Source organism: Desulfolutivibrio sp., assembly GCF_036584575.1.
Taxonomy (GTDB): domain Bacteria; phylum Desulfobacterota; class Desulfovibrionia; order Desulfovibrionales; family Desulfovibrionaceae; genus Desulfolutivibrio.
In genome coordinates this window covers 1-5,235 of sequence record NZ_JAZHDB010000075.1, presented here as the reverse complement: position 1 = coordinate 5,235, position 5,235 = coordinate 1, and the positions used below count along the sequence as shown (strand labels likewise).

Below are 5,235 nucleotides of genomic sequence, written 5' to 3'. Positions count from 1 at the left end.
CGTACCGCTTGGTCAGGTTGGCCGCATGCAATCCCTTGGCCATGGCGCTATTGCCTCCCGGCGTCCGGGGGAAGGGAGGGCGGCTGATCCCCCTGCGGCGGGCGCGAACGGGGCGCGGCCTCGGGACCGGGGGACAACCGGGCCAGGCAGGGGGCCAGACCTGGGTCCACGGAGGCGGCATCCGGGCAGGGGGGATCGTCGGCATCGGTTCCGGGAACCGTCCCAGCCGATTCGGACATGTCCAGCCCGTCCAGGGCGGCCTGGTCGACGGGACAGGCCAAGGCCTGCGCGCTTTGGGTCAGGAGCATGGCCACCCGCCGGGTGGCCGCGCAAATCTCCGCCAGGCCGCGCGATCCCATCATGCCCTGGGACAGATGGGACATGGCCCGGCTGATCTGGGACTCGCGCACCAGCGCCGCCTGGATGGCCTTGCGGCGGGTGATGTCCCGGGTGACGGAGATGAGCCCGGGGCGTCCGGCCAATCCGGTTGCGTCGCGCACCAGCGAAATACGGACTTCGAACCAGCGCAGTCGTCCCTCGGCGTTGCGGATGCGAAACGTGATGTCCCGGCTGGACTCGTCGCCCCGGGCGAAGCGGGCAAAGGCCTCATTGACGCGCGGCATGTCCTCCGGAAGGATGAAACGGCCCGGCCGGGTTCCGATCAGGGCCTCCGGTTCGACGCCCATGACCTCGCGGCAGGCGGGACTGGCATAGCGGTAGGCGCCGTCCAGATCATGCAGGCAGATGAGGTCGAGCATGTTCTCGGCCAACAGGCGGTACATGGCCTCGCCGCCGCCCGGGGAGGAGCCGCAATCGGGCGAGACGGGGATGGTGTCGGCGCGGGGGCGGGATGCCGGGGGTGAGTCGTTCATGGCCGGGCCGGACGCCTCAATCGGCATAGCGGCGCTTGATGTCGAGAATGCCGTCGAAGTTGTTCAGAAAACAATCCAGGATGCGCGGATCGAAATGGCTGCCGCGCCCGGCCCGCATGATGCCCAGGGACACCTCGTCGGTGAAGGCCTCCTTGTAGGGGCGCTTGCTGGTCAGGGCGTCATACACGTCGGCCACGGCGCAGATGCGTCCGAAAAGGGGGATGTCCTCCCCGGAAAGGCCCTTGGGATAGCCCGAGCCGTCCCACTTTTCGTGATGCGACAGGGCAATGATCTCGCCGGCCCGCAAAAGCTCGAAGGTGGACGAGCCCAGGATGCGCGACCCGAAAATGGTATGCTTTTTCATCAGCTCCCATTCGTCGGGGGTGAGCTTTCCGGGCTTGAGCAGGATGGAGTCGGGAATGCCGATCTTGCCGATGTCATGCATGGGGCTGGCCTGTTCCACCAGCTCCACCTCACCCTTGTGCAGCCCGAGGTTTGCGGCCAGACAGGCGCAATACCGGCTCATGCGGGTGATGTGGTTGGCCGTCTCCTCGTCCTTGAATTCGGCGGCCGAGGCCAGGCGGTAGATGGTCTCGCGGTGGGCGGCCAGGATGGTCTTCTGGGATTCCTCAAGGTTTTCCAGGGCCATGCGAAGGGCTTTGGTGCGCACCGCCACCATTTCCTCAAGTTCGGCCTGATAACGTTTCACCTGGTCCTGGGAGTGCTTCATTTTCAGAAGCGAATCCATGCGCACCCGCAGTTCCGTGAGGTCGATGGGCTTGGCGATGAAGTCGTTGGCCCCGGCCTCCACGGCCGAAAGCCGGTCCTGTTTTCCGGACAGGGCCGTGACCATGATGATGGGCACGTCGCCCACATCTTTGCGTTCGCGGATTTTCTTGGCCACATGGAAGCCGTCCATGTCCGGCATCATGACGTCCAAGAGGACCAGATCGATGCCCGGGTCCAGGACTTCCAGGGCTTTTTCGCCGCTTTCCGCCAGGACCGGGTCATGCCCCATGGAGCGCAGCAGGCCGCTTAACACCCGCAGGTTCATTTTTTCATCGTCAACGGCAAGGATGCGTTTGGGCATGGCGGGGGGGGGCTTAAAGGATCGCGAAACAAGGATTCGTCGCGCGGCTCCGTGCCGCGTAAGGCAAAATACGGAGGGTCGATACCGGCGTCAAGGAAGATTCCTCGGCCAAATGCCGGTTGCGCCCTGTTTTTGGGGGTCGGCGCACGAAAAAAGCGCCGGAGACCGTCGTCTCCGGCGCGAAAGAGGCAAAACGTGCCGTGCGGGCCTACATCATGGAACCGGCCAGCTTGATCAGGCGCAGAAGCTGGTTGGTGAACCCGGCCTCGTTGTCGTACCAGATGAGCACCTTGGCCAGGGAGCCGTCCAAGACCTGGGAGGCTGCGGCGTCCACCACGCCGCCGTGGGTGTCGCCCATGAAATCCACGGACACCAGGGGCTCGTCGGTGTAGCCCATGTTGTCGTTTGCGGCGGCCTTGAGCACGGCCAGCATGCCCGCCGTGTCCGTGGGCGTCTCCAACTCCGCCACCAGATCCACCAGGGAGACGTTGGGGGTGGGCACCCGGATGGACATGCCGTCGAGCCTTCCGGCCAGCTCGGGGATGACCTTGGTCACGGCCCGGGCCGCGCCCGTGGTGGTGGGGATCATGGACACGGCGCAGGCCCGGCCGCGTCGCCAGTCCTTGTGGGAGCCGTCCAGGATACGCTGGCTCATGGTATAGGAATGGATGGTGGTCATGATGCCGTGCTTCATGCCGAAGGCGTCGTGCAGCACCTTGACCACCGGGGCCAGACAGTTGGTGGTGCAGGAGGCGTTGGAGATGATTTTGTGCTCGGGCTTGAGTTGATCCTGGTTGACGCCCATGACGATGGTCACGTCCTCGCCCTTGGCCGGGGCGCTGATGACCACGGTCTTGGCCCCGCGGGCCAGGTGCTTTTCACAGCTCTCGCGGTCGTTGAACTTGCCCGTGGATTCGACCACCAGATCGCAGCCCAGTTCGCCCCAGGACCATTCACCGGCCCCGTGCCGGGTGACCTTGACCGGGGCGCCGTTGATGGAAAGCCCGTCGTCCGTGGCCAGAACCGTGCCGGGAAAACGGCCGTGTACCGAATCGTATTTGAGCAGATGGGCCATTTGGGGATTGTCCGCCCTGGCGTTGACCGCGACCACGGAAACGTCCGCGTCGTCCGCCAGGAGCCTGATCAAATACCGGCCGATACGACCGAATCCGTTGATGCCGATCCGAATGGCCATATGCTGTCTCTCCTTGTGGGTGGAACTGTCGTGCCCGGGGCCTTCCGAGTGCGCCCGCGACCGGATGGGACACAGCGCAAAAATGCGGCAGGCGCCCACGGTCTATAGACCGGTAACGGATTTTGTGTCAACGAAGCCAGGTTTTTCTTAACTATTTCAGATGTAAATTTTCGTTTCCGAAAAAATGCATGCCGAGCGTCCCCTGCCCGGCATGCATTTGCGAAAAGACCATCCCAAACTTATTTCGGAAGCAACCAATCCTCTTTGATCTCGAAAAGCGGGAATGACGGCTGCACCTGCGGTTCCTTCTGGCGGGATTTTTCGTAGCACTCGTGTTCCAGGTCCAGCATGGCGTTGTCCGTCAGCCGGATGGAGGTGCCCTCGGTATCCTCGGGATCGTCGCCCGCGGCGTGTTCAAGCAAAAGCGCGGTCACGCCGGTTTTGATGTTCCCGAATTTCCAGGCCATGCCGAGGTACAGGGCCCCCTGGTCGGACATGAGCGGCTTGGGGTCGCCGTAGCGGGTGGTCAGGGTCCGGCCGGTGCTGCGGAAAAAAGACGGATCCTTGTCCTGGTATTTGAGCTTGATGCGCACGATCTTGCCGGGGTTGGCGCAGTTGCCGAACAGCACGTAGCCGGTGCGGAAGCCCTTGGTGGGCTGGATGTTGGCCCGAGTGAGATAGGGTTTGTCCCACAAGGGAACCGCTTTGCTTAAGTCCAGGCGTTGGCCGAGATCCTTGACGTCCGCGCCCAGGGCGATCCCGGCGATTTCCCGGGGAGCGCTTGGCTGGGCATGGGCGGCTGCGGCCGCCAGGGCGGTCAGGATCACGAGGCACGCGAGAAGGCGTTTCATGGATGCTCCTTGGGGTTGCGGGAACTGGCGAAATCGCGATGAAGAAAAAGCCAAAGCCAAAGGACTGTCAAGAGTGTGGAGGGGAGAAGTGCGGGATTAAAAAATCCCGTACACCTCGGAATCCTCCGCGTCCGCTTTCTTGCCGGGGGGCGTGGCGCGGGAAGGGGCGGCTAGGAAGGGCACGGCGGCCAGGCCGTCGTCTGCCCGGGCCGGATCGGCCGGACGCGGGGTAAAGGCCGCAACGCGTTCCCTGATGGCGGCGAGTTGCTGCGGGGAGAGCCGTTTTTCCACCTGCGCCCTGGCCCTGGCCGCCCGGGCCACGTCAAATTCCGTCGAGGGCTCCCGGGTGGCCAGACAGAGCCAAAAATAGGATTCCGGCAGGTTGCGGGACACGGTGCGCCCTTCGAAATAGGCCGCTCCGAGCATGGCCTGGGCCTGGGCCACCCCCTGGTGGGCGGCCATCCGGGCCAGGCGGAAGGCCTCGCGGGGATTTCTCGCCGCCCCATGGCCGCGCTGGTACATGAGCGCCGCCATGAGCCGGGCCTTGGCGTCTCCGGCCCGGGCGGCCTTCAGGAACCAGTCCAGGGCCTGGATCTCGTCCGGGGGGCCAACGGCGCCCGAGAGGTGCAAGAGCCCCACGTTAAAGGCGGCCCTGGGATCTCCGGCCCGGGCCGCCCGGGTGAACCATTCCAAGGATTGGGCCGGGTCGGCGGGCGTCCCCACGCCCTTGCCGAACATGGAGGCCAGGTTGAACTGGGCGGTCGCGTCCCCGGCCCCGGCGGCCCGGCGATACCAGCGCAGGGCCTGGGCGTAGTTGCGCGTGGAGCGCAGTTCCTCATCGTACATGGAGGCCAAAAGGGTCTGGGCCTCGGGCAGGCCTTGCTCGGCGGCCTTGCGGCACAGGGAAAAGGCCTGGGCCGCGTCCCGGATCACTCCCCGTCCGCCCAGATAGAAGAGGGCCAGGGCGTACTGGGCCTGGGGCATGCCCTGCCCGGCCGCCGCCGCCAGCCACTTGGCGCTTTCCAGTTCGTCCCGGGCGACGCCCAGGCCGCGTTCCAGAAGCAGCCCGTAGAGATAGCGGGAGCGGACGTCCCCATCCCCGGCGGCCTGTCGGCACCAGCCTGCGGCGGCGGCGTAGTCCCGGGCGTCCGGGACGCCTGCGGCGTACAGGTCGTCGTCGGCGGCGGCCCTGCCGGCATCTCGGTTGCCTGGCAGATCCGCATGAAG

The 5,235-nt window shown here is 65.4% G+C and carries 5 protein-coding genes; all 5 read right to left on the bottom strand.

Annotation, left to right across the window (positions count from 1 at the left end; all coding sequences use genetic code 11):
- Positions 1 to 47: 47 nt before the first annotated feature.
- Positions 48 to 872, bottom strand: a complete 825-nt coding sequence (locus V3572_RS05575) for a PAS domain-containing protein (RefSeq protein WP_332109994.1) — start codon at positions 870 to 872, stop codon at positions 48 to 50.
- A 16-nt stretch (positions 873 to 888) separates the two neighbouring features.
- Positions 889 to 1,962: an HD domain-containing phosphohydrolase gene (locus tag V3572_RS05570; protein WP_332109993.1), complete on the bottom strand. Its 1,074-nt coding sequence runs from the start codon at positions 1,960 to 1,962 to the stop codon at positions 889 to 891.
- 208 nt (positions 1,963 to 2,170) lie between these two features.
- Positions 2,171 to 3,157, bottom strand: a complete 987-nt coding sequence (gap, locus tag V3572_RS05565) for a type I glyceraldehyde-3-phosphate dehydrogenase (RefSeq protein ID WP_332109992.1) — start codon at positions 3,155 to 3,157, stop codon at positions 2,171 to 2,173.
- 239 nt (positions 3,158 to 3,396) lie between these two features.
- The gene (locus V3572_RS05560) at positions 3,397 to 4,008 is read right to left on the bottom strand and encodes a hypothetical protein (protein WP_332109991.1); all 612 of its coding nucleotides are present in this window, start codon (positions 4,006 to 4,008) and stop codon (positions 3,397 to 3,399) included.
- A 96-nt stretch (positions 4,009 to 4,104) separates the two neighbouring features.
- Positions 4,105 to 5,235 (bottom strand): tetratricopeptide repeat protein (locus V3572_RS05555; RefSeq protein WP_332109990.1); only part of this gene is annotated, 1,131 nt, incomplete at its 5' end.